Source organism: Vibrio algivorus, from assembly GCF_030161215.1.
GTDB lineage: Bacteria > Pseudomonadota > Gammaproteobacteria > Enterobacterales > Vibrionaceae > Vibrio > Vibrio algivorus.
The window spans coordinates 321,993-344,871 of record NZ_BSPV01000004.1 but is presented as its reverse complement, the minus strand read 5'-3'; the positions used below and the strand labels follow the sequence as shown (position 1 = coordinate 344,871).

Below are 22,879 nucleotides of genomic sequence, written 5' to 3'. Positions count from 1 at the left end.
TACCTTCAATTGCCTATAGTTACTGCACATTCATAAAGTAGTAGTGGTTCTTATGGAAGCCGAATTACAAGAAATACAAAACTTTCTTTCTCAATTTCCCCCTTTTGATTCCCTACCGGAAGAAAAGCTCGCTTACGTAGCAAATAATACTGAAATTGCTTATTACCGAGAAAATACCCCTATCATCAAATTCGGTGATCATATTAAAGATTTATATATGGTCCGATCTGGTGTCGTCGAAATATATCGCCGTAAGGGTGAGCTTTATAACCGTTTAGACGAAGGTGACATCTTCGGACAAATGGGGCTACTGATGAACGGAAAAGTTCGCTTGCCAGCTACGGCAACCGCCGATTCTCTTATCTATTGTATTCCGGTTGAAGTTTTTAATGAGCTATATGAAACTGAAGATACATTCGCCGACTTCGTTGAGATCGAAAATCATGCACGATTACGTCAAGCACTTTCAGATAATAAAAATGCCAACGACTTAACAACGTCTAAAGTTAAAACCTTATTAACACGTGAAGCCTTTAGTTTAGATAGGCATCAAACGATTCAAGCTGCTGCAAAATTGATGGCAGATGAAAATATTTCAGCGTTATTAATCACTGACGATTCCATCAATATTGATGAAGAAAATGATAATCAAGTGATTGGCATTATTACTGACCGTGATTTATGTACCCGTGTATTAGCTGAAGGGCTAGATCCGAGCACAGAAGTCAGTGAAGTCATGTCTCATGAGTTAATTTCTCTCGATCACAATGCCTACATTTATGAAGCTATGCTAGCAATGTTACGGTGTAATGTTCATCACCTCCCTATTCTTAAAAATAAACAGCCTATTGGTGTCGTCGAAGTAGCGGATATCATTCGTTACGAATCACAAAACAGCCTATTACTGGTTAACCAAATATATCAGCAGCAAAACATTGATGATTTAGTTTCCATTTCTGAGCAGGTGAAAGATTGTTTTGTTCGCTTGGTGCACGAAGATGCCAACTCGCACATGGTAGGTAGTGCGATGGCGGTAATTGGTCGTAGCTTTAAACAGCGAATTCTTGAACTAGCAGAAGAAGAATATGGCGAGCCACCAATTCCCTACTGCTTCCTTGCTTTGGGCTCGATGGCTAGAGATGAACAGCTAATTGTTACCGATCAAGATAACGCGATTATTTTAGACAATAGTTATGATGAAGCTCTACACGGTGAATACTTTGCCAAGTTAGCGGAGTTTGTTTGCCAAGGACTCGCTCGCTGTGGTTATCACTTATGTACTGGTGACATCATGGCAACCAACCCAATGTGGCGTATGACACGTACTGAGTGGGAAGAATGTTTTGCTGACTGGATTGACAACCCGAACCCTAAAGCCTTACTAAACAGTTCTATCTTTTTTGATTTAGATGGCGTTTACGGCCGAGTAAAATGGGCAGAAAGCTTAAATGGCTTTATTGTTCGCCGAGCACGTAGAAATAATAAATTCTTAGCTTGCCTTGCACGTAATGCGATTAATCGGACACCACCACTGGGCTTTTTCAAAGGCTTTGTCATGGAAAAAGATGGCCGTCATAACAATTCGATTAACCTGAAACGCCGTGGTACCGCACCACTTGCAGATCTTATTCGTGTGCATGCTTTAGCCGTAGGATCGCGTGCACAAAATTCATTTGAACGCCTAGATGACATCATAGAAGCTGGCATTCTACCTAAAGGCCGTGCTGAAGATATTCAAGATGCAATGGAGTACATCTCCATGGTACGCATTCGCCATCAAGCATTAGATGTTGAAAATGAAATAGAGCCGGACAACAACATTGAACCGGACAATATGTCTGATTTTGAAAGACGTAACCTGAAAGATGCTTTTCAAATATTAAGTAATGCTCAGAACTTCTTAAAATATCGCTATCACGGCAATTCCTTTAAGAATGCTCCACCACCAGAGAAAAAGACGGAACCCATTCGTCGTAAGCGCTAATTTGGAGTGGATATGAAACAGAAGACAGACAACAAACTAGCCTATTTAGATCCTAAGCTAACCTGGCAACAGCACTTTGAGCATCAAGTTAACTCGGTAAAAGATTCTCGCTTAAAGCACTTTTATCAAACTGGCGTCATTGATCCTGAAACACCTCTATCAGAAGTGGAATTCGTCGCATTAGATTTTGAAACCACAGGTTTAGATATCGATAAAGACGGCATTATTAGCATAGGGTTAATCCCATTTACGCTGCAGAGAATCTATTGTAAGCAGAGTAAACATTGGCTAGTAAAACCGCGAAAACCACTTAATGACGATTCTGTGGTTATCCATGGAATTACGCATAGTGATTTATCTGATGCTCCAGATCTAAGACGCATATTAGATGAAGTATTGGATTCACTGGCGGGAAAAATTGTCGTCGTTCATTATCAATACATTGAGCGCCAATTCTTTCATCGGGCATTAATGGAGCGGATCAATGAAGGGATCCTATTCCCTATGGTAGATACCTTAGCTATTGAATCTGAAGTGCAGAAGCGAGCAGTAAGTGGTTGGTGGGATAAATTACGAGGCAAAAAGCCTGCCTCTGTTCGTTTAGGTTCAAGCCGTAGTCGATATAATCTACCAGCCTATCAGCCTCATCATGCGCTCGTTGATGCCATTGCAACAGCAGAGCTACTACAGGCACAGATTTATCACCATTACAGCCCAGAGACCCCAATTAAGGTTTTGTGGGTATAGTTAAAACAACTAATCTACTTCGAACATTATCAAACTTATGTATACAAAAAAGGTTGGCGCGAGGCCAACCTTTTTAATTTCTACAATTTTACTATCCCCAAAGTAATTAAAGTTGCAGCGAGACGAATGAGCGCCGTCAACAAAGCTGCGGATTCAAATACTAAGGGTATTAGACGTTATTTCTTCACTGGCTTCGGTTCAGTCCGCATACCCAATACTAAACTAATACACATAATGATTAGTACGAATACAAACGGTAATGCCGTCGAAATTGCTGCCGCTTGCAGTGCACCAATGGCATTTGAGCCACCAACCCACAATAATGCCATGGCAACCGCACCTTCAATGAAAGCCCAGAACATACGCTGAGGAACAGGCGCATCAACTTTACCACCAGCTGTAATACTATCGATAACCAAAGAGCCTGAATCTGAAGAACTGATAAAGAATACCAACACTAAACAAACTGCAAGCATTGAGATAATTTGGCTAAATGGTAGCGCATCAAACATTTCAAACATCGCCATTGTTGCGTCGTTGAAACCTTGCTCACCTAGCATACCGACTTTATTGATTAACTGATCAATACCAATACCACCGAAGGTACCCATCCAAACAACTGTAATAATTGTTGGAATCAGTAGAACCGCCGTTAAGAATTCACGTACAGTACGTCCACGAGAAACACGTGCGATAAACATACCTACGAATGGTGACCATGACATCCACCATGCCCAATAGAATACAGTCCAACCATGCATCCAATCTTCATCAGGACGATTGAATGGGTTTGATAATGGAATGATGTTTTCAACGTAACTCATAAAGGTTTCAGGAATAGTATGAGAAACGATAGAGAAGCTCACACCACCAACAAATACAAGTAGAATAAAGGCTGCAACCATGTTGATGTTACTAACCAGTTTTACACCACCGTCAATACCACGATATACCGAGATACCCGCAAGTACGGTCACTGCTGCGATCACAATAAGCTGCAAGCCAACACCGGAATCAATACCAAAAATATGCCCGATACCACTGGCTGCTTGTTGAGCACCAAAACCTAACGAGGTTGCAAGGCCAAACAAAGTCGCCAATACCGCGATAATATCAATGATATGGCCAGCCCAACCCCAAGCGCGGTCACCTAAAATAGGATAAAAAACCGAACGAATAGAAAGTGGTAAGCCTTTGTTATAGGTAAAAAATGCCAGTGACAACGCCACTACGGCATAAATTGCCCAAGGGTGTAAACCCCAGTGATACATTGTTGCACCTAATGCCATACGCTGTGCTTCAGGCGTATTTGCGGCAACATTTAATGGAGTACCATACCAATCGGTAAAGTAAGCGGCAGGCTCTGCAACACTCCAGAACATAAGACCGATACCCATACCCGCGGCAAACAACATTGCTAACCACGATAAGTATGAGTGCTCTGCTTTTGCATCATCGCCACCTAAACGAATTTTACCGTATGGTGAAACGATCATACCTAAACAGAATAATACGAAAAAGTTACCCGCTAAAATAAATAACGAATCAAAATTATTAATTATTGAGTTCTTAACACCATCCAATGCCGATTTCGCCGTTACTGGATCGGTAACTAACACCGCAATAATAAAAAGAATGGTCAACCCAGCGCTGGTGGTAAATACGGCGTTATGGACATCAAACCCCCACTTTTGAACATTATCTTGTCCAATCGTATAGTCGGTGCTGTCTATACTGTATTTATCTATACCCTTAGTCATAAAACCTCGTCCATCTGTGACAATATTGTGCTTAGTAATGTATTAAATAGTTTGCTCACTAAACAATAAAACACTAAGCACACAAAATTGATAAGGCTAGATCCTAACCTTGATCGAAAAAATATCCACTAAAACCCGATAAAACTTAACTTAACTGATTAATTATTGTACTTAAAAGGCGATTTAATAACAGTTTCATCATAAATATTAACATCACAATGATAATTCATTTTTATTTCGTCCACTAAACAATGACACTAAAGAGCTTATAATAAGCCATGCTCAACAGCGTATTTAGTCAGTTCTGCTATCGAATTTAAATCTAGTTTGTGCTTGATGTTTTGTCTATGTGTTTCAACCGTTCGATCACTAATATTCAATGCCTTGGCAATTTTTTTACTGCTTTCTCCTTGAGCGACGAGTGCCAAAATAGTTTCTTCGCGCCGACTTAATGGATTCACCTGATGCTCTTTGATTGATGGCTTTGGAGTAAATAACGTCTGAGTAACGGATTCGCAAAAATAAGTGGAACCTTGATAAACGGTTTTAATCGCTTGAATAAGCTTATCGGAAGAAATATCTTTTAATACATATCCCATTGCTCCCGATTGCATGACTTTCATAATGTACTCTCTATTATCATGCATCGTCAGCATCAAGACTTTCACATTAGGAAAGAGTTGATTAATTTGCTCTACAGCTTCTAGGCCATTCATAATTGGCATACTGACATCCAGAAGCACTACTTCGGGGTGATGTTGCTTAACATTTTGGATCGCTTCTATCCCATTACTTGCTGTCGCAACAACATCAATATCATGCTCAAGCTCTAACCGAGCAACAAAACCATCCAACACGACTTGATGATCATCGACAATCATGACTCGAATGCTGCTCATCTTTATCTCCATTTCAATTAGGCTGTTAATTGGGGGTGATGATTCACTTTTTTAGTTCAATTAAAGCAGTGATCTCAGTTCCCCCCCCTCTTTCGCTACTAAGCTCAAAGTCCCCACCTAAAAACTCAACTCTTTCACGCATATTTCTGAGTCCTATTCCTTTTTTCTTACTCACTTCTGTTAATTGGAACCCCACGCCATCATCTCGAACAATACATTGGATCAAATTTTTAAACAGTTGTATTCGGATCTCTACATGGCTGGCAAAAGCGTGCTTTTCAATATTGGTGAGAGATTCTTGGATAATACGATAAATAGTCGTGCTAATTTCATTATTGATCTGAGCATCATTTAGCTGAATGTCTCGACGCACGGACAATTGAGAGTGATCTGAAAAATCATCAAGCAAAGTATTTAATGCCGCTTCTAAACCGAGATCGTCTAGTGCACTAGGTCGTAAATTATGAGAAATCCTGCGAACTTCTAAAATTGCGGTTTGTAATGAAACATCAGATTTAGAAATAAGTGTTAATACATCACTGCTTACGCCTGAACTTTGTAATACTTTGTGCGACAACACTTCCAGATGACATTTACTCGAAACCAATAACTGATTAATGCCATCATGTAATTCTCGAGCAAGATGTTTCTTCTCATCCTCTTGAAATAACACTGTTTTATTGACCAATTCACGTAGACTTTTATCGGCTAATTTATGCTCATGAAAATTGATGGCTAGGGTTAAAACGATAATGATTAATATAGTCACAGAGAGTAGTGCTACGACTGAGAAGAAAGTTGTCTCAATATTTTGATTAATACTTTCAGTGATTTGTGCCATTTGTTTTTCAATATCATCAATATATAACCCTGTACCAACCATCCATTGCCACTTATCTAACCAAGCAGCGTAGCTCAGCTTTTCCTCCATTTTTCCAGAACTAGGTTGCTGCCATAAATATTGATGAAATCCACCACCAGTTTTGGCTTCAAATAACAAAGCTTGAATTAGGTAATTACCATTATTGTCTTGCAAGTTAATCAAGTTTTTTCCAATTAACTCGGGCTGAGTCGGATGAACTAGATTGATGCCATCTTTATCGTAAACAAAGAAATAACCATCATCGCCATAGCGTAAGTTAGTCAATATCTTTTTGACTTGTTGTTTAGCTTTTTGGTCATCAGAGTTAGCCTGTTTGTAAACATGACTAATCGCTGCCATTGCAAGCTGCAAATTATCCTCTAAGGCATTTTCACGTGACTCTAATAATTCTGCACGAAAGGTATCGATTTCTTTCTGCCCTAACGCTTTAGTTTGATGCACAAAAATCCAGCTAACACTGGCAGTAACGCATAATAAAGGGATTAAGGTAAGTAGAAATAACTTGGCTTTTAACGGCATTCCTTTGCCTACTCAAAATAATTCAAACTATATTGATACTAGCAAGAAAATCCGCAACTAAAATTTTGATAAAAAGAAACCCCGCGATTGCTCACAAAACAATACACGGGGTGAATTTTATTCTCTCTCAATGCTGCAATTTGGGATGGATAACAAGGCAAAATCATAAGTTAATAACTGGCCTATTGCGTTGATTTTAACGAAGTTAAACGCCTAAAGTGCTGTATTGAGTGACTTCTAGTTATCCGCAGCTGAGGTTAACTACTAAAGTGATTAACTTTCACAGTACCTTTAGTATTAATAAGAGGCACTCATTCCATATAACTCAGGTACTAATAACAATGAAATCAGCACTGCTATTTGGATCAATATAAATGGCATCACACCTCGGTATATATCTCCAGTGGTAATGCCGTTAGGAGCAACCCCTTTAAGGTAAAATAAGCTAAAACCAAATGGAGGTGTTAAAAATGAGGTTTGTAAATTCATCGCGATCAAAATACCAAACCACATCATATTAATACCCATCAATTCAGCTACGGGAGCAAGAATTGGCACAATAATGAAACAGATTTCAATAAAATCGATAAAGAAACCTAAGATTAATATCACCAGCATAGTGACGATTAAAAAACCCCACTTTTCACCTGGTAAAGATGTCATCCACTCTTCGACTAAGTAATCACCGCCAGTATAGACAAACGCCATTGAGAATGCTGTCGCCCCTAACAAAATAGCAAATACCATCGCGGTGACTTTGACGGTCTCTTTCGCACTTTCATACACCATCTTCCAGCTAAACTGACGATATAACAAAGCTAATACTAGCGAACCAGCCCCCCCTAAAGCAGCGGATTCCGTTGGTGTGGCAATACCTGCGAAAATAGAACCTAACACCACTATAATCAATGCCAACGGTGGAATAACTGCAATTAAAGCTTTTTTAATTTCTTGCTTACGCGACACATCATCTTCACGCACCATACACTGAGCTTGTTCAGGATTAAGTTTGGCATAGATCAGAATGTAAATAACATAAGCTGCCACTAAAACTAACCCTGGCCAAATAGCGGCATGGAAAAGATCGCCAACCGGTACACCCAGTACATCACCTAATAGGATTAAAACAATGGATGGTGGAATAATCTGACCAAGCGTTCCTGAAGCACAAATCGTGCCGCAAGCGAGTCCTTTGTTATAGTTGTATTTCATCATCACCGGTAATGAAATCAAACCCATCGCGACCACAGACGCCCCAACCACTCCTGTTGAGGCTGCCAATAAAACCCCAACTAAGACGGTTGAAATAGCGATACCACCACGAACACCACCGAACAATTTCGCCATCGACTCTAAAAGCTGCTCAGCAAGTTTCGTTTTCTGTAGCACTAAACCCATGAAAACGAACAAAGGAACGGCCATCAAAACCGTGTTCTGCATGATTGATTGAATTCGGTAAGGCATAAAAGCAAACATTTCTGGCCCTTCAGCCCATAAGCCAAAGATGAGCGCAATACCACCAAAGGTGAAAGCAACTGGAAAGCCAATCAGTAGCGCGAATAACGCCACAATAAACATTACAATACCTATCATGATAAACCTCCCTGTGCATCCAAGCTTTCAGTGTCTTTGCCTAATTGGGGATGCATTGGATTCATCATTCGGTTGATAGCATTTAAAATCATACCGAGGCCAGTTATTGCCATGAAGAAAAATGAAAGAGAAATAACTGATTTAATGATCCAGCGATAAGGCAAGCCTCCCGGATCACCAGAGGTTTCCCCTAACGCATAAGATTCTTTAGCATAATCAATACCAAACCATGCCACTAACAAACAAAAAGGTAATAAAAAAAACACACCACCGAGTACATCAATGACAGCTTGAGCTCTCACCGTCAGTTTTTCATAAATAATATCAACTCGAACATGACCATTCGTTCGAATTGCATAAGGCACACCCAATAAAAAAACCACCGAGAATAGGTGCCATTCCATTTCCTGCATACCGATAGAAACATCATTAAACGCATATCTCATAGCAACGTCATACACCACATTCAGCATCAACAATATAAATAATATGCTAGTAAACCAGCCTAAAGCGTCCCCTATTCGGTTGATGCCCTTTTCTGCAGAAATTAATAATTTCATTACGACTTATCCTTGTCAGAAATTGTTCGGCTTATACCAATCACACTAATTAAGTGCTCAATATTTTCGATAAGCCGAACGCTATCGGGTTACTCCGCTTCGTTATCTAAATAAGCTTTGGTAGAAATATCCGTCCAAGCTCGAACCTTTTTCTTATAATCAGCTTGAGATTGTTGGATTTCTTTTGCTAATGGATCTTGAGATGCATGTTCAGCTAATAATTTATCATTCGCTGATCGCAATGCATCCATCACCTCTGGTGGGAAGTTTTTCACTTTGACATCAGGATATTCAGTTTTAATTGATGCCCAGTTCTGACCACTTTCATGTACCGCTTGAATATACATGTCGTAGGCTGCAGTTTTCATTGAAATTCTTAGAATCTCTTGTAAATCAGCTGGTAGTTTTTCCCATACTTGTTTATTCACTAAAAACTGAAGTTCAGAGCCCGGCTCATGCCAACCCGTGTAGTAATATGGCGCAATTTTATGGAACCCCATACGTAAATCTAATGAAGGGCCTACCCACTCTAAGGCATCAATCGTACGACGCTCTAATGCGGTATAGAGTTCACCAGGGGCAATATTAGTTGGTTTAGCGCCTAATTCAGCCATGATCTCTCCAGCAAAACCAGGAATACGCATTTTTAAGCCTTTCAGATCATCAACTGAATTGATTTCTTTTTGGAACCAGCCCCCCATTTGAAATTCAGTATTACCACCAGGAAACGATAATAGATTATGCGGGCTATAAACTTTCTCCATCAGTTCCATCCCCCCGCCATAATAAAACCATGCGTATTGCTCCGCAGGCAGCATGCCAAATGGCATTGAGGTGAAGTACAGAGTATTCGGAACTTTACCTTTCCAATAATAAGAACCTGAATGGCCCATATCGTATTGGCCTGATTTCACCATATCAAATACGCCAAGTGGCGCTTTATGTTTATTGGCTGAATCAATGCGAATTTGTAAACGGCCGTTAGACATTTCTTCTGCCATTTTTGCCATATTTTTCGTCGCATCACCAAACACAGGAAAATTCGGCCCCCATGTTTCAGCCAGTTTTAATCGGTATACTTTGTCTGCAGCAAAAGCACTAGAGGCAAGTAAAGCTGTGGTAGCAACCACGGCAACCAGTGTCTTTTTAACGGCATTTTGTGCCATCCTTGTCATGATATTCATATCTCATCCTTTTGTTATTATTCAATAGTTATACCCAAGTGACTTCAAGATGCAGAATTCAGAGCTATCATCCAATTCTTTAAACAAGAAAGATTTGCGAAGGAATGTAGGTACCTTTCAAACGAATCTGACGTAGTGTAAAGGCTAAATTAAATAGAGATCGAATCACTATGATCCTATTTAATTTGCCTTACCTAAAACTTGTTTTAATCTTGCTGAAACTCGCATCTTGAAATTACCTAGGTATAGATTAGGAGAATGAGTGAATATGCCAATGCGAAGATTTACGGAAAATTATTAGCAAAAAGCACGACTAATAAGCCAACTTACCGTCCTATCTACGTAGATATACTTAGAGAAAAATATAAAAATCTTATTTATAAAGGGATTCAGAGAAAAAACAGTCCACAAATTCTACGTAGTTTTCATTAAGTGATTTTTAAAAATCTATTTAACATTAAACGCTAAAATTGAGAACGGACGCAGGGTATATACGAGCACGTACAAAAAAGCCTTTCTACACAGAAAGTAGAAAGGCTATTAGTATTATACTCAGGAAACTTCAAGATGCTGAAACTCGCACCTTGAAGTTACTTGGGTATAGATATATGTGAGTAATCTTAAGCTAGTTTGTAAATAACTTTATTACCTGCAGCTTGCTCTTTCACTACTAGGTTTTCTTCAACTAGCTTTTTCAAACCGCCCGTTGCCCAAGCTGCTGCTTTTGCATCTTCTTGACCAGCTTCTAGACCGATTGCTTTCGGGCTGATACCGTCAGCATTAGCTGCTACGATATCTAATACTTGTTGCTGTTTAGGAGTCAGCTTTACATCTTGAGATGCTTCTACTGCCGCTTCAACTGCAGCACTGGCAACTTTTTCAACTTTAGCTGCTGCTGATTTCGTTTTAGCAACGGCTTTCTCTGCTTTTGGCTTAACTGCTTTTACTGTTTTTTCAGCAGCCGCCTTTGTTGCTTTGATTTTCTTTTTAAGTTTAAGTTGTACGTTGCGCTTATGTGCAAGTCTCATTGAAGTTCTCCACAAATCACTAATTTTAGTGTGGTAAAAATGTTGGACGGTGTTATAACAAAATATAAATCAAATTTACAGCCATTGCCTAAAAAACACTCTAATTTAATCGAAATTAGTCTATTTGAAGTGAAGATCTTCTATTTTTGTCATTTTCAACACAATTGAACAACCTTAAACTCATTATTCTGAATTTGCTTTTAGGTTGTCAATAAGTCTCTATACTCTCTTTATATTTTTCGGTTTCTTGACAGGAGTTGTATGCCAACCAAACATCTATTTTATCCACAGCCCCGATTGCCTATTTGGAGCCAATATTTAATATGGGCTTGTCTACTTATGGTTTCATTCACCATTGATAGCCAGCTAAATAGCAAAGTTGCCGGGTTGTTTTTTCTTACTTGTTTAAGTATCGGATTAGCTATTAAGCATTATGTTTATGGACAAAAATTAGGGTTTACTCTTACAGAAACGCATTTTCAGCAACATTTATATAAAGGTGGCTGGGTGTTGCGGTGGCATAATATAAAAAGAGTCGATGCACTGAATTATAGTATTCAAGGTTGGACAACATCGATTCCTTGGGTCGGTGTTGAGATAAAAGATTATCAAGCTTTTATCAGTACGATTAGTCCAAAAGTCATCACACAAATACTACTGCATCAACGTAGCCTGCTTTTCCTAGGCCTTAAACAGTATAGTCGGCAACATGAACTAGAAGATCACATCATTAATGACAAACCTTTTATCTATTCAGATGGTAGTAATGTGAAAGGCTTAAAAGCAATGCTTGCCAATAGAATGATGATTCAAAGGCAGTTGTGGGGTTATGATTTATTTATTGCTGAAAGTGATATCATCACGTCAAAAGAAGAGTTTGTTGGTCTGGCTCGCCGCTATCTTGCCGCGAGCCATAGTGGAGCGAATATTTAGACATATTCTAAATTTAATAAAGCGGCATTTCGTCAGCAACAAATGGATTGGTTTTTCTTTCTTGACCAAATGTTGATTCTGGACCATGCCCCGGAATAAAGCGGACATCGTTACCTAATGGCCATAATTTGGTTTTAATACTATTAATCAGCGTCGCATAATCGCCTTTAGGAAAATCAGTACGACCAATCGCGCCATTGAATAGAACATCCCCAACAAAGGCAATATTCGCAGACTGGTTAAATAAGACAACATGCCCTGGAGTGTGCCCTGGAGTATGTATCACTTCCAATGACTCCTTTCCAAATTCAATGACATCCCCTTCTTGTAGCCATTGTGTCGGTTCAAATGGCTCAATAGGTGGGAAACCAAACATTTGGCTTTGGTTCATAAGGCCTTGTAGCCAAAAAGCATCATCAATATGGGGACCAATTACAGGTACGTCCATTTCTGCTTTCAGTTCTGGCGTCCCACCAACATGATCTAAATGTCCATGAGTCAGTACAATTTTTTCTAACGCCACACCAAGGGTATTAATAATCGTCACTAGATGGTTTACTTCACCACCGGGATCAACGATCACTCCTTTCATGGTTTGATCGCACCATACTATTGAACAGTTTTGCTGAAAAGGTGTTACGGGGACTGATTGATATTGAAGGCTCATTGGGAATGTCTCTAACGATTCAAATTTTCGAAACTATACCTGAAACTATGCCAGTTAAGTATAAAATTAGCAATCTCAGTCCCCCCAACTGTTCTCTTCTACTATTGAGGTAAATACTGAATCACCATATTAGCTTGCGACCATATTTTCCATTGGCCATTTTCTTTCTTGAACACGACTAAAATTTGCATTCGGTTATTAGCAAACACTGCCCCTGAAATTTTTGTTGTTTCTAACCATGCTTTTGCATAAGCATATTCATTATCTTCACCAACAAACTGAACATCTTGTAGTTGATAGTCTAGTTCATAATTATCGAAAATCGGAGACATTGCTTGTTGAGTTTGTAAATATAATAAGGACTGAGAATGCACAGTATTCATATAATCTGTTATTTTTTCATTTTTAGCAGCAATAATATTATCTTGTAAAACTTGATAAACTTCCTGGCTTGTATTCGCTAAAGCCTTAACGGAAAACAACATCGACAATAGAAACCAGTACCATTTAGATTTTACATTCATATATTTTCCTTAATGTGCTTATTTTGGTATTGCAGTCCAATGATTGTCCCATAAAACATGAGATTGGTTAGCGAGTGTGTTTTCTAATGGTAATCGTTTAATCGTTTCTCCCGAGCCGGAACTAATATAAAAATAACCATCATGTGAAATCGCACCAGACGCATCAGTTAAGCTGTTTAGCTCTAACAATCGATTTTGTGATATTGACCATATACCGTAACAATTGCCCGGCGGAGACGTTGCTAACACATAATCATCAACCACGGCAATGCTGGCAATATAATGATTAAATCTTGCCCATTCCTCTGGTTCCGCATTTAAGTTGGTTAATTCTCCCCCTACGTCTTGCATGGCGATGAGTGCGGGGTAATCATCAGGTTCACCTCGATACTGCTGGCCACACAGAACAACACCATCATGGTTATATCCCAAGTGACGAATACTCAACTTTTTATCGCTAAGTCCTACTTGGCTTACTATTTCTCCACTGCGACTCAACCGTGTCAAACTTGGCTGCATTGTCTCTAAATTGAGTGGCTCTCTACCTTGAGTATGTACACCTCCAACTCCAACAGCATAACTGCCATCATCCAGTCGAATAATTTCATGTGGTCCAATACCAATACCGTGCCACTCATCTACTTTGTGATATCCTGCTGCAACGTCATAAACACCAATTAATCCTTGGCTCGTATTACGTACACCTTCGGTTGCGAGCAACCAACGACCATCTTGACTAAACACGCCATGACCATAAAAATGTCGGTCAGGAGATGCATCAATCAAGACTTTCTTTTCACCAGTGATATAATCAAAAACTTGAAAAAAATGTCCTGGACGGCGAGCAAAAGCAACAGCATCAACAAAACCCATCGTACTTTCCTGGCTAATTGCCACACCATGAGCTCGCTCAGGAAGCGATAATTTAAAAATAGCGTTACCCTGCCAATCAGCCACCACAGTGTAGTACTGTTTATTCTGGCCTAGAGCATTTCCAATGAGTGCTGGTTGTGAACGATTACGGTCAGAAAAAGCTTTCAAGCTTAAACCCGTAGTGGCACCTACTCCTGCAAATGCTGCTAATATCAATAATTTTCTTCGTTTAAGGTCAATTGGAGCACGATTACTCATAGGCGCTTAATCTCCATCTGTGGAGTTAAACCCAACCACAATCCCTAATGCAACGGCAGCTTCATCATGAAATAAATATTTAAGTCGCTGTAGTTTATTTTGTTGAGCTAATGCTTCTCGGTAACCATCTTTGGTTTGCAACATATCAAATAAGCTTACTTGAGCCGGCCAAGTCTCTAGGGTTTGCCTAAATTGTGAGTCGAGACGGTCTGCTAAATCGCTTAAACCTTTTTCTCTCAATAAACGATCAAATCCAGCGCCTTCGGCTAAATACAGTTTATATAAAGCATCTATATTCGATTTCATTAATGCTAATGATTGTTTCGAACGCCAACTCTCTGAAAAGTAAGCCCTTGGATGTCCAATTTTTGCTAAAGGTCGCTGTATTTTTTGTAATAAGAAATCGAGTTGATTCATAATCAGCCCCAGATATTCCGCTGGCCACTGAGACTCAGGTAAAGCTTTCCACGGATTGTCTTGCCAGGCCGCATTGATTTCTTCTGCATGATTGGTCAAGTTATCGCTAATTGATAAAGCAAGTTGGCAATAGGATTTATCTTGACGAGAAAAGTCGGAATTCTCATCAAATAATAGCCACTCCATTGCCCCTAAGCCCTGCACTGTCACGCTTTGCTCTTTTATCGACTCGACTCGCCATAAATCTGGATTGTGTAAAATCTGATCCATTTTTCTACCAGTGATGTCTTTTTTATCTGGCCAAAATTGAATCGTCCAACTGAGATCGAGCGCTTTCTTTGGCCCTTTACCTTGCCCTTGCAATGGCATCCAACTATGCATTGTCTCCAACCAGCTCGTTTGTACCGTCGCAAGTTTTTCAATTGAATCCGCCTGGCAATATTGATTCAACGTTTGATGCAGTGCGTTGGTGTGATTTAAAAACTCTTGAGTCTTCTGCTGTTCATACCGCAGAACAGACATCTGAGAATTATTTTTTGATATATCACTACTCTGATCTTTATCAAAGGACATTCCATAATAGGTAACGCTTCCGACCAATACACAACTAGCCACAGCTAAAATGATCTTATTCATATCTGGTCCGCTATCTTAAAGAGAGTTTAAAAATGCAATTAATGCATCACGATCTGATTTGTTTAATTGCATCACTTTTTGTTTGCTTGATTCAGCTTCTCCACCATGCCACATAATCGCTTCCATCAAGTTTCGGGCGCGTCCATCATGCAAAAAGTATTGGTGACCACTGACCTCTTCGGTATAGCCAATTCCCCAAAGTGGTGGTGTTCGCCATTCTTGGCCATTCGCAAGAAACTCAGGGCGATTATCTTCCAACCCTTCCCCCATATCATGCAAGAGTAAGTCACTATAAGGGTGAATAGTTTGTTCTGATAAAGAAGGAAGCTCATCGCGTTTAGCTGTTTTTAACTCTGGAATATGGCAAGAAGCACAATCCAGCTCAGCAAATAATACTTGTCCACGTTGAACAGCAGGATCATTAGTATTACGACGAATTGGTACCGCGAGATGTTGTGAATAAAATTCGACAAATCTCATGATCTTATTGCTGACTTCTGCATTTTCACTATCCGCACTATTCCCATTTGGTAACTCAGAACAAATGGTTTGTTTTGGTGAGCAGTTTTCATTGGGAAACAATGTGCTGGTTAACCCAAGGTCACCATTAAAGGCTGCTGCATTTTGTTGGTTCAATGTTGGCTGTCCTGCCTTCCAACCAAATCGCCCTACCTCTGTGGATTGTGTTTGTACATTCCATACTTGGTTTAATTTACCTGAAATCCCTTGGCCATCTTTTAACTGTTGCTCTGCGATATGTTGCAGTGTTTCAACGGGAATCGATTCCAATAGTCCTAAACCAATCATTGGAGGAGCAACGCGTGCCGATAACATAGTCTCTGGGTGTAATTCACCATAATTTAAATCATGCAAAGTTAACTGGGGCTTTCTTAATTCAATTTCTTCACCATCTTTAAAGCTCAATTTAATCGTTTCATATTCAATCTTCACTTTGCCTTCAGGCTTAGCATTCGGTATGGAAAAATCTTCAAGTTGATCCCCATAAGTTGGTTCAGGAATGACTCCCGACACGATCAGTTGTTGTTTTTGATTTGCGGTTAAGGCAGGAATACTCATTCTAACCAGCATAGAAACCACTTGATCTTCGCCTTCTTCTGGCGGATGACCTCGCCCATCTTTAATATGACAGTTTTGACAACCATTGGTATTAAATAACGGCCCTAGGCCATCACGGGCGTCTGTTGTTGCAGGGGCTTGAACCCAAGGGTTTCGAAAAAAGCTGTTACCGACACTAAAATCAAGGCGCTTTGAGATAGGTAAATTATTGGCTGGCATTGAGTAAGCATTGTTGCCTTGCTTATTCGTACTGGTATCACCACCAGATTTGATGCCATAAGCAACTGTAGTAAGTGGAAATAATAAACATGTAAACGTGAGGATAAAAGCAGGTTTCATGGTACATCCTGTAAGGGCTCATTTTCAGAGCCCTTGTCCATTTTCTATTGGTTAAAACTCATGATCAGCATTGTCTGGACTCAAGCTGGTCACTCCAACTAAACTAGCTACTTTTTCAATGGCTTCTGTTTGTTTCACCAATGAGTTAATCGCGTTATTTACTAACTCATTACCAGACTTATTATTCGCTGCAATCAACTGATCAAAATGTTGATTATTGTTTTCAGCAGACTCAACCAATTTATGGACACTAGATCGCGTCTCATCAAACTGTTGAGCTATTGCATCTGTCGCAGCTTTATCTTTCTCAGCAGCTAAATCTTTAATACTGGCTCCTTTCACTTCACTACCGTCAACGCGTGTATAAGAACCATTAAATACGTTATAAATCCCTTGTTCATTATAAAAGTGCGAGTTATGTGTATTATCTGAGAAGCAATCATGTTCATCTTCAGTAGAGTTCGCTTCGAGTGCTACTTTCATACGTTCGCCGGCAAGTTCACCTAATGATAATGACCCCATCCCAAACAACATTTTGCGTAAACCTTCTTCAGCGGGTTGTTGCAATAAAGCACTACGGTAATTATCTTTACCTTCTGTCGACCATTGATCTTTCATCCAACCCAGATCTTGGACTAAAAGCTGTGAAGCTGCGGATAAGTATTGAGCTCGGCGCTCACAGTTACCATTAGTGCAGCCTTCGCCTTGTATATAATCGGTATAAGAACGCTCACCAGCACCTGGTTCAGTGCCATGTAGGTCTTGTCCCCATAATAAAAATTCGATGGCGTGATACCCTGTAGCAACGTTCGCTTCGGAGCCCGCTAATTCATTTAAACTTGCCAATAACTCTGGTGTAATTTTAGAAGCATCAATTTTATCCGCGCCCACTTGAATAGTTTTATTGGCAATTATATTGGCTTGAGCGCCTTCATTACCTAATTCGTGATGGTAGCCATCTGCTACGTAATCAATTAGACCTTCATCAAGTGGCCATGCATTTAACTGCCCTTCCCAATCATCTACGATTGCGTTACCAAAACGAAAAGTTTCTGATTGTTGATAAGGAACACGCGAAGCCAGCCAAGCTTTACGTGCTTGCTCTAAAGTTTCAGCCGAAGGATTTTCAATTAAGGTATCAACCGCAGTTTGTAATTGCTGAGCCGTAATATAAGCATCATCAAACACCGCGTAAGCAATATTCGCATAGTTCGAGACCACATCTTTCGGCGTAGAAGCAGCAAAGGCGGTATTACCTGTAACTAAAAGGCTTGAAATGATTAGTGAAGAAGTTCGAAGATTAAGCATGTCTCATCCTTGTATAAACTATCTGAGTGAAAATCATTATCACTTGCAGTTGGGTTTGAGAATAATACTTACTTACAAAACTTTTACAACTATTAAACATAAAAAAGACCTCTTCAATGAGAGGTCTTTTCCGATAATATTGTGTTTTAATCAATCAAATTTAAGTCGATGCTTACCATGTGATGCTTTGGCTTTAAGATAGCTTTCGTTACCATGTTTGATATGTACATGGGTTGGAATCACTTCTTCAAGCTCAATTCCAAACTCTTGAAGCTCTTTCATCTTTTTAGGATTGTTCGTTATTAACTTAATTTTATTGATACCGAGTGCTTTCAGCATTTGAGCTGCTTCAGAAAAGTCACGCAGATCATCACCAAAACCTAAATGATTATTTGCTTCGTAGGTATTCATACCTTGACTCTGTAAACGATAAGCATCAATTTTATTATATAAACCAATACCACGTCCTTCTTGGCGTAAATACAATAAAACCCCACCGTGCTGAGCCATTTTCTCAATAGTTTCATCTAACTGTTCGCCACAATCACAGCGCGACGAATGAAAAACATCACCTGTTAAACACTCTGAATGCATGCGAACTAAAGGGGCTTGAGGGTTTTTATCCGCTGATTTAAAAATAATGGCGATGTGCTCTTTATCCGTTTTTAAGCCTGTAAAGGACAGGATTTCAGCGTCAATTTCGCTTTTTTTACCTACTTTTAAATCCACTCTGGCACGAACTTCCGCCATATTCTTTCTCACTTATTCTTATAATGCTCCCTCGATATTTTATCTTAAAGGTTCTCTAAACACTGATAAAAATGAGGGTTATATCACATCGGTCAATCAATATTGTTATACTATAACATCCAATTAACTAATCAAGTAAAACCGACTTTAATTAAATATAAAAAAGCCGGAAGTATTACCTCCGGCTTCTATCTTTCATATCACTAAAAGCGATTACTCTTCGTCGTTAGTATCAGCTTGAGCAGCATCATCAGAAGATGTTGGTTGGGTTTCGTCAATATCAACAACTTCCACACCAGCTTCTAATAGTTCGTCTTCTTCCACTTCTTCGATGCGCTGTAGACCTACAACTTTTTCATCTTCTGAAGTACGAATCAGAGTAACACCTTGAGTATTACGGCCAACTTGGCTTACTTCCGATACACGTGTACGAACAAGCGTACCCGCATTAGTGATCATCATAAACTCATCGGCTTCAAGGGCTTGGATTGCACCAACCACTTGTCCGTTACGCTCAGATACTTTAATCGATACAACGCCTTTCGTACCACGGCCCTTAGTTGGGTATTCCGTGATAACGGTACGTTTACCGTAACCATTTTCCGTGACTGTCAGAACATCGCCACCATCATTTGACGGTACAATCAATGACACAACTTGGTCGTTATCTGCAAGGCGAATACCACGAACACCTGCCGCGGTACGGCCCATTGCTCGAACATGCTCTTCACTAAAGCGAACCACTTTACCCTCTTTCGAGAACAACATGATTTCATCTTCACCTGATGTGATATCAACACCAATTAGAGCATCATCATCACGTAGATTAACAGCAATCAAGCCATTTGAACGAACATTGGCAAAACTTGCTAGAGATGTTTTCTTAACCGTACCGTCACCCGTTGCCATAAAGATAAATTTATCTTCAGCAAACTCATCAACACGTAGAATAGCAGTGATACGTTCACCTTCTTCTAGCGGCAAAATATTGACGATAGGTTTACCACGAGCATTACGGCTCGCAAGCGGTAGTTGATATGTCTTCAAGCGGTAAGTTTTACCGCGAGTTGAGAAGCAAAGAATATTATCGTGAGTATTGGCAACCAGTAAACGCTCGATGAAGTCTTCATCTTTCATCTTAGTTGCACTCTTACCTTTACCACCACGACGCTGAGCTTCGTAGTCGCTGAGTACTTGATACTTAACGTAACCTTCGTGAGAAAGCGTTACCACAACATCTTCTTGAGCAATAAGCTCTTCCATATCAATATCATGGCTTGCTGCGGTAATTTCAGTACGACGAGCGTCACCGAAACCTTCACGAACGGCTTCTAGCTCTTCACGAATAACTTCCATCAAGCGTTCTGTGCTCGATAAAATATGAATTAATTCGGCAATTTCATCTAGAAGTGCTTTGTATTCGTCTAGGATCTTCTCATGCTCTAAACCAGTTAAACGGTGTAGGCGTAATTCAAGAATCGCTTGTGCTTGTTGTTCAGTTAGGAAGTATTGACCATCACGGATGCCATAATTTTCTTCTAACCAATCAGGGCGTGCGGCATCGGTACCTGCACGTTCAAGCATTGCTGCTACATTACCAAGATCCCAACCACGAGCGACTAAGCCCGCTTTCGCTTCTGCTGGTGTCGGTGCATTACGAATCAATTCAATGATTTCATCAATGTTAGCAAGAGCAAGTGCCAGTGCTTCTAAGATGTGTGCACGATCACGAGCTTTACGAAGTTCAAAAATAGTACGGCGTGTTACCACTTCACGGCGGTGATCAACAAAGCACTTCAACATTTCTTTTAGGTTGAATAGCTTCGGCTGGCCATTATCTAGCGCAACCATATTGATGCCGAAAGTCGTTTGCAACTGAGTTTGTGCATATAGGTTATTAAGAACTACTTCACCTACTGCATCACGCTTACATTCAATAACGATACGCATGCCGTCTTTATCTGACTCATCGCGTAATGCACTGATACCTTCCACTTTCTTGTCTTTTACTAACTCTGCAATTTTTTCAATAACACGAGCTTTGTTAACTTGGTATGGAATTTCAGTCACAACAACCGTTTCACGGCCATTTTTATCGGTATCGATATGCGCTTTAGAACGCATGTAAACTTTACCACGACCGGTTTTATAAGCGTCGATAATACCTTTACGACCACTGATTAAAGCAGCCGTTGGGAAATCTGGCCCAGGAATGTGTTCCATCAATTCATCGATGGTCACATCTTCATTATCAATATAAGCCAAGCAACCATCTAACACTTCACCTAAGTTATGTGGCGGAATATTAGTGGCCATACCTACTGCGATACCAGAAGAGCCGTTCACAAGTAAGTTTGGAATTTTCGTCGGTAAAACAGCTGGGATCTTTTCTGTGCCGTCGTAGTTATCGACGTAATCTACTGTTTCTTTATCTAGGTCGGCTAATAACTCATGAGCCATTTTAGACATGCGAACTTCGGTATAACGCATCGCCGCAGCAGAGTCACCATCGATAGAACCAAAGTTACCTTGGCCATCGACAAGCATGTAACGAAGTGAGAATGGTTGAGCCATACGTACAATCGTATCGTAAACTGCACTATCACCATGTGGGTGATATTTACCGATTACGTCACCGACTACACGGGCTGATTTTTTATAAGGCTTATTCCAATCGTTACCCAGAACGTTCATTGCAAATAAAACACGGCGGTGAACCGGTTTCAAACCATCACGAACATCTGGAAGTGCACGACCAACGATGACAGACATCGCATAATCAAGATATGAACCTTTCAGTTCATCTTCAATATTTACTGGCGTAATTTGTTTAGCTAAATCGCTCATAGAGCCATTATCCCTCTATTCTTTTTGATCGCGTACTTCATTACAAATAGCGATACGCACAAGGTCTAAAAATATAACACAGAAATCATAAATCAGGCATCTATTTCATAGCAGTTTTAATCACTTGATGTCTACTTCACGCTTTAACTGCAGAAAAATTGAGCTAGATTCAAATTTATGCTTTTTATCAATTACTTTAACTTTCTCAATTTCACAGTCAGGATTTCATTGCCCTTCCCTTTCCTGATATATTAATCACATCTTGATGACTTGAAGAATGACCAATATGACGACTAAACAAAACGTTGATCCTGCAGAAATTAAAAAATTTGAAGATATGGCTTCTCGTTGGTGGGACTTAAATGGTGAATTTAAACCATTACACCAAATCAACCCTCTTCGCTTAAACTTTGTCTTAGATAATGCACAAGGACTATTCGGTAAGAAAGCTCTTGATGTTGGTTGTGGTGGGGGTATTCTCGCAGAAAGCATGGCAAAAGAAGGCGCAGATGTCACAGGTCTCGATATGGGTAAAGAACCTTTAGAAGTGGCTAGACTGCATGCTCTCGAATCTGGCGTTACGCTTAACTATATACAAAGCACTATCGAAGATCATGCAGCTCAGTGCCCGCAAACGTACGATGTAGTCACTTGTATGGAAATGTTGGAACACGTTCCCGATCCTCTGTCGGTTATCCAAGCGTGCGCGCGATTAGTGAAACCTGGCGGCCATGTGTTCTTCTCAACATTAAATCGTAATCTAAAATCTTATCTGTTTGCCATTGTGGGCGCAGAGCAAGTTATGAAGATAGTACCTAAAGGCACTCACGATCATAGTAAATTCATCCGTCCTTCTGAGTTACTAAAAATGGTTGATTCTACGCCACTTCAAGAGCAGTCAATTACTGGCCTACGTTACAACCCGCTTACAGATAGTTATTCATTAGGAAAAAACGTTGAGGTGAACTATATCATTCACACGCAGAATGTTGGTTAATACCATCGACTAAATACAAAAAACGCTGACCATACATCAGCGTTTTATTACATTTGTTTCTTTATAAAATGTGCTTGATCATCCACAAATTCAACC

General features: G+C 39.8%; 19 protein-coding genes. 4 read left to right on the top strand and 15 right to left on the bottom strand.

The genetic code is table 11. The features are described 5' to 3' along the window. Positions 1–52 precede the first annotated feature (52 nt). Both QQJ93_RS07310 and QQJ93_RS07305 read left to right on the top strand, forming a co-directional pair. Entirely contained in the window at positions 53–1,984 is a 1,932-nt protein-coding gene (locus tag QQJ93_RS07310) for a DUF294 nucleotidyltransferase-like domain-containing protein (RefSeq protein WP_089122858.1), read from the top strand. Between the two features lie 12 nt (positions 1,985–1,996). Next, a complete protein-coding gene (locus QQJ93_RS07305) occupies positions 1,997–2,731 on the top strand; it encodes a 3'-5' exonuclease (protein ID WP_089122857.1) in 735 nt (244 codons plus the stop codon). Positions 2,732–2,907: 176 nt separating this feature from the next. Here the strand turns inward: QQJ93_RS07305 and QQJ93_RS07300 are convergent, their stop codons facing one another. From QQJ93_RS07300 to QQJ93_RS07270, 7 genes are all read right to left on the bottom strand, one after another. Further along, complete coding sequence (locus QQJ93_RS07300; protein ID WP_089122856.1) at positions 2,908–4,491, bottom strand: BCCT family transporter; 1,584 nt, start codon at positions 4,489–4,491, stop codon at positions 2,908–2,910. A gap of 266 nt (positions 4,492–4,757) precedes the next feature. Beyond that, positions 4,758–5,402 carry a response regulator gene (locus QQJ93_RS07295; protein ID WP_089122855.1) on the bottom strand — a complete coding sequence of 215 codons (645 nt, stop codon included), beginning with the start codon at positions 5,400–5,402 and terminating at the stop codon, positions 4,758–4,760. 31 nt (positions 5,403–5,433) lie between these two features. Then, on the bottom strand, positions 5,434–6,792 hold the full coding sequence (locus QQJ93_RS07290; protein WP_089122854.1) for a cache domain-containing protein: 1,359 nt from the start codon (positions 6,790–6,792) through the stop codon (positions 5,434–5,436). A gap of 297 nt (positions 6,793–7,089) precedes the next feature. Further along, a complete protein-coding gene (locus QQJ93_RS07285; protein ID WP_089122853.1) occupies positions 7,090–8,385 on the bottom strand; it encodes a TRAP transporter large permease in 1,296 nt (431 codons plus the stop codon). Then, positions 8,382–8,945, bottom strand: coding sequence for a TRAP transporter small permease subunit (locus QQJ93_RS07280; protein ID WP_089122852.1), 564 nt, complete (start codon positions 8,943–8,945; stop codon positions 8,382–8,384). Before QQJ93_RS07280 ends, QQJ93_RS07285 begins: the two co-directional genes overlap by 4 nt. An 89-nt stretch (positions 8,946–9,034) precedes the next feature. Further along, positions 9,035–10,120: a TRAP transporter substrate-binding protein gene (locus tag QQJ93_RS07275; protein ID WP_244943675.1), complete on the bottom strand. Its 1,086-nt coding sequence runs from the start codon at positions 10,118–10,120 to the stop codon at positions 9,035–9,037. A 629-nt stretch (positions 10,121–10,749) separates the two neighbouring features. Then, positions 10,750–11,157 (bottom strand): MarR family transcriptional regulator, encoded by a 408-nt coding sequence (locus QQJ93_RS07270; RefSeq protein ID WP_089122850.1) that lies wholly within the window; start codon positions 11,155–11,157, stop codon positions 10,750–10,752. 261 nt (positions 11,158–11,418) lie between these two features. Between QQJ93_RS07270 and QQJ93_RS07265 the strand changes: the two genes are divergently transcribed. Next, on the top strand, positions 11,419–12,090 hold the full coding sequence (locus QQJ93_RS07265) for a DUF2982 domain-containing protein (protein WP_089122849.1): 672 nt from the start codon (positions 11,419–11,421) through the stop codon (positions 12,088–12,090). Between the two features lie 13 nt (positions 12,091–12,103). Here QQJ93_RS07265 and QQJ93_RS07260 read toward each other — a convergent pair whose 3' ends face one another. From QQJ93_RS07260 to gyrA, 8 genes are all read right to left on the bottom strand, one after another. Beyond that, entirely contained in the window at positions 12,104–12,757 is a 654-nt protein-coding gene (locus QQJ93_RS07260) for an MBL fold metallo-hydrolase (protein ID WP_089122848.1), read from the bottom strand. Between the two features lie 101 nt (positions 12,758–12,858). Then, the gene (locus tag QQJ93_RS07255) at positions 12,859–13,281 is read right to left on the bottom strand and encodes a hypothetical protein (protein ID WP_089122847.1); all 423 of its coding nucleotides are present in this window, start codon (positions 13,279–13,281) and stop codon (positions 12,859–12,861) included. 18 nt (positions 13,282–13,299) lie between these two features. Beyond that, entirely contained in the window at positions 13,300–14,412 is a 1,113-nt protein-coding gene (locus QQJ93_RS07250) for a DUF1513 domain-containing protein (protein WP_089122846.1), read from the bottom strand. 6 nt (positions 14,413–14,418) lie between these two features. Then, positions 14,419–15,465: an imelysin family protein gene (locus tag QQJ93_RS07245; RefSeq protein WP_089122845.1), complete on the bottom strand. Its 1,047-nt coding sequence runs from the start codon at positions 15,463–15,465 to the stop codon at positions 14,419–14,421. A gap of 15 nt (positions 15,466–15,480) precedes the next feature. Further along, positions 15,481–16,881, bottom strand: a complete 1,401-nt coding sequence (locus QQJ93_RS07240; protein WP_089122844.1) for a di-heme oxidoreductase family protein — start codon at positions 16,879–16,881, stop codon at positions 15,481–15,483. Between the two features lie 51 nt (positions 16,882–16,932). Then, complete coding sequence (locus tag QQJ93_RS07235; protein WP_089122843.1) at positions 16,933–18,189, bottom strand: imelysin family protein; 1,257 nt, start codon at positions 18,187–18,189, stop codon at positions 16,933–16,935. A 150-nt stretch (positions 18,190–18,339) separates the two neighbouring features. Next, a complete protein-coding gene (locus QQJ93_RS07230) occupies positions 18,340–18,939 on the bottom strand; it encodes a GTP cyclohydrolase II (RefSeq protein WP_089122842.1) in 600 nt (199 codons plus the stop codon). Positions 18,940–19,152: 213 nt separating this feature from the next. Further along, a complete protein-coding gene (gyrA, locus tag QQJ93_RS07225; protein ID WP_089122841.1) occupies positions 19,153–21,786 on the bottom strand; it encodes a DNA topoisomerase (ATP-hydrolyzing) subunit A in 2,634 nt (877 codons plus the stop codon). A 286-nt stretch (positions 21,787–22,072) separates the two neighbouring features. Here gyrA and ubiG point away from each other — a divergent pair, with 286 nt between their 5' ends. Then, complete coding sequence (gene ubiG, locus QQJ93_RS07220; RefSeq protein ID WP_089122840.1) at positions 22,073–22,783, top strand: bifunctional 2-polyprenyl-6-hydroxyphenol methylase/3-demethylubiquinol 3-O-methyltransferase UbiG; 711 nt, start codon at positions 22,073–22,075, stop codon at positions 22,781–22,783. The last annotated feature ends 96 nt before the right edge of the window (positions 22,784–22,879 follow it).

Bases quoted from the DNA above. Each gene is read 5' to 3' on its own strand.
- QQJ93_RS07310 (WP_089122858.1), top strand. From the start codon at position 53: ATGGAAGCCGAATTACAAGAAATACAAAACTTTCTTTCTCAATTTCCC.
- QQJ93_RS07305 (WP_089122857.1), top strand. From the start codon at position 1,997: ATGAAACAGAAGACAGACAACAAACTAGCCTATTTAGATCCTAAGCTA.
- QQJ93_RS07300 (WP_089122856.1), bottom strand. From the start codon at position 4,491: ATGACTAAGGGTATAGATAAATACAGTATAGACAGCACCGACTATACG.
- QQJ93_RS07295 (WP_089122855.1), bottom strand. From the start codon at position 5,402: ATGGAGATAAAGATGAGCAGCATTCGAGTCATGATTGTCGATGATCAT.
- QQJ93_RS07290 (WP_089122854.1), bottom strand. From the start codon at position 6,792: ATGCCGTTAAAAGCCAAGTTATTTCTACTTACCTTAATCCCTTTATTA.
- QQJ93_RS07285 (WP_089122853.1), bottom strand. From the start codon at position 8,385: ATGATAGGTATTGTAATGTTTATTGTGGCGTTATTCGCGCTACTGATT.
- QQJ93_RS07280 (WP_089122852.1), bottom strand. From the start codon at position 8,945: ATGAAATTATTAATTTCTGCAGAAAAGGGCATCAACCGAATAGGGGAC.
- QQJ93_RS07275 (WP_244943675.1), bottom strand. From the start codon at position 10,120: ATGACAAGGATGGCACAAAATGCCGTTAAAAAGACACTGGTTGCCGTG.
- QQJ93_RS07270 (WP_089122850.1), bottom strand. From the start codon at position 11,157: ATGAGACTTGCACATAAGCGCAACGTACAACTTAAACTTAAAAAGAAA.
- QQJ93_RS07265 (WP_089122849.1), top strand. From the start codon at position 11,419: ATGCCAACCAAACATCTATTTTATCCACAGCCCCGATTGCCTATTTGG.
- QQJ93_RS07260 (WP_089122848.1), bottom strand. From the start codon at position 12,757: ATGAGCCTTCAATATCAATCAGTCCCCGTAACACCTTTTCAGCAAAAC.
- QQJ93_RS07255 (WP_089122847.1), bottom strand. From the start codon at position 13,281: ATGAATGTAAAATCTAAATGGTACTGGTTTCTATTGTCGATGTTGTTT.
- QQJ93_RS07250 (WP_089122846.1), bottom strand. From the start codon at position 14,412: ATGAGTAATCGTGCTCCAATTGACCTTAAACGAAGAAAATTATTGATA.
- QQJ93_RS07245 (WP_089122845.1), bottom strand. From the start codon at position 15,465: ATGAATAAGATCATTTTAGCTGTGGCTAGTTGTGTATTGGTCGGAAGC.
- QQJ93_RS07240 (WP_089122844.1), bottom strand. From the start codon at position 16,881: ATGAAACCTGCTTTTATCCTCACGTTTACATGTTTATTATTTCCACTT.
- QQJ93_RS07235 (WP_089122843.1), bottom strand. From the start codon at position 18,189: ATGCTTAATCTTCGAACTTCTTCACTAATCATTTCAAGCCTTTTAGTT.
- QQJ93_RS07230 (WP_089122842.1), bottom strand. From the start codon at position 18,939: ATGGCGGAAGTTCGTGCCAGAGTGGATTTAAAAGTAGGTAAAAAAAGC.
- gyrA (WP_089122841.1), bottom strand. From the start codon at position 21,786: ATGAGCGATTTAGCTAAACAAATTACGCCAGTAAATATTGAAGATGAA.
- ubiG (WP_089122840.1), top strand. From the start codon at position 22,073: ATGACGACTAAACAAAACGTTGATCCTGCAGAAATTAAAAAATTTGAA.